General features: G+C 61.8%; 2 protein-coding genes. Both read right to left on the bottom strand.

The window, feature by feature from the left end:
• Positions 1-1,707: WG repeat-containing protein (locus QZY67_RS11670; RefSeq protein WP_295370492.1), on the bottom strand; the 1,707-nt coding region annotated here is incomplete at its 3' end.
• A 51-nt stretch (positions 1,708-1,758) separates the two neighbouring features.
• Positions 1,759-2,027 (bottom strand): S-layer homology domain-containing protein (locus QZY67_RS11675; protein WP_295370494.1); only part of this gene is annotated, 269 nt, incomplete at its 5' end.

Below are 2,027 nucleotides of genomic sequence, written 5' to 3' on the forward strand. Positions count from 1 at the left end.
GGTGCCGTTGGGGTCGAATTTTCCGCCGCCCACGCCGTTGACTACCCCCAGACCGGCCATTTTCTGGACGTTGAAGTCGGTGGTGTCGGAGAATGTGGCCCGCTGGGTGATGGCCTCGCCGGTCACCTTCTCGTAGAGCCTCACCGCCAGGGCGCAGAACTCAGCCCGGGTGGCGGCCTGGGTGTATCTGCTCTGGAGGCTCTCGGGCACAATGCCGGCGGCGACGGCCTCCTCCACCTGTGCCTTGGCCCAGCCGGAGGGCTGGTCGGGCAGCGGCTCAGTTGTGGCGGAGCCGCCGCGGATGGTGCCGGTGGCCGCGTCATACACCGCGCCGGGGCCGGTGTAGGTGCCGTCATGGACCTCCAGAAGGTAATACTCATGAGTCCCGTCCACATCGCCGCCGTAGGGGCCGGTGCGCAGAACATCCATCAGGGCGACGCCGTCATGGAACGTGTCGATGTTGCAGACCCTGTAATGTCCGCCAAGCTCACCGAGCTCGTTATAATATCGTTCCGTCTTGACAAAGTCACCCAGCGCCGGGATGACCGTGTTCCCGGAGGCATCCAGAACCAGGGGCGGATCATCCTCTTCGTTATAGGACGTGGAGGCTTTGGAGACGCCGCTGTCAAAAGGAGTCAGGTCCGTGCCCGCCGGCGCGCGGAAAACCTCGTTTCCATGGACGTCCATCACCACCTGCTCCATAACGTCACTGTTCAGTATATTGATCAGGAGCAGTCCTTCATTGACACTGCGGGAGTCATGGCACAGCTTCACATAGGCGGGGGGCTCCGCATCCAGAACGCCCACCTGCTCCCCACTGGCGTCGATGATCACATAGGCCGGGTGAGTCCTGCCGCCCCGGCTGTCCTTGAGAATGGCGTAGCCGTCCTCGGAGAATTCACTGTATCCCTCGGTGGTCATAAGCATCAGGTCCAGATAGTGGTCCATGTCATAGCCGGAGCGCTGGCCCCGGTAGATGGTGATGACAGGCTGCCCCTCCTTGTCCAGGTAGCCCACGAAGTAGTCGTCCTCCCCCAGCTCTCCCTGATAAGGGATGAGGCCGCAGTTGAAATAGTTGCCCACCGTGTCCCATCTGCCATTGAAGGGAGAGAACACTCTGGCCCCTGTCTTGTCAATAAAGTAGCACTCGCTTTCGCCGTCCTCCAGGGGTGCGACAACCTTCGCCAGCCCGTCGCTGAACGCGTAGGCCGACTCAAACTGGGGCGGGATCACCATCCTGCCCTGAGCGTCCATATAGCCATAGAGGCCGGCCTCCCGGTCGTAGAAAGCGGCCATCCCCTCGCTGAACACACTGGCAAAGCTGAAGTTGAAGGCCGGCAGGTTTTCAAAGCCGGAGAGGTTCAGCAGGTTCCCCTCTGTGTCCGCGTAGTTGATGTATGAGACGGTCTTGCCGGTGTAATAGCCAAACTCGTCCACCTCCTTCTCATTGCGGAACACGGGGATGAACCCGCTGTGGAAGTAGTTCTCGTCGGCGGCTTCGTTCAAACCCACCTTGGCCAGGGTCCAGCCTTCGCTGTTGTTCTGAATGGACCAGGGGGTGACGGTGATGTACAGGCCGTCCCCCTGGAACACGTCGGGGATATCATCTGTGATCCCCGTCTCCGCCGCCATGGCGGCGGGCAGGAGCGTGAGCGTCAGCGCACAGGCCAGCGCCGTGGAAAGCAGATTTTTCCATCGCTTTTTCATGGCAGAAATCCTCCTTATTTGAATTTGGCAGAACCAAAGGACTGCGCCGGTTTATTCGTTCACAAGATTGTACAGTCGCAGGGCGGTGAGGATGCACTGCTCCCTGGTGTAGGCGCTCTGGGGGATGAAGGCGCTGCCGTCCCCCGCCATAATTCCGGCGGCCTGGACCTGTCCCACCCCGGCGGCGGCCCAGGAGGAGATGGCGGCGCTGTCCGAGAAGTTGGGAGCCGCCTGGGGCAGGGGATGGCCCATGGCCTCTGCCAGGCGGGCCAGGATGGTGGCCGCCTGCTCCCGGGTCAGGGTGCCGTTGGGGTCGAATT

This window comes from uncultured Pseudoflavonifractor sp. (assembly GCA_904419835.1).
GTDB lineage: Bacteria > Bacillota > Clostridia > Oscillospirales > Oscillospiraceae > Pseudoflavonifractor.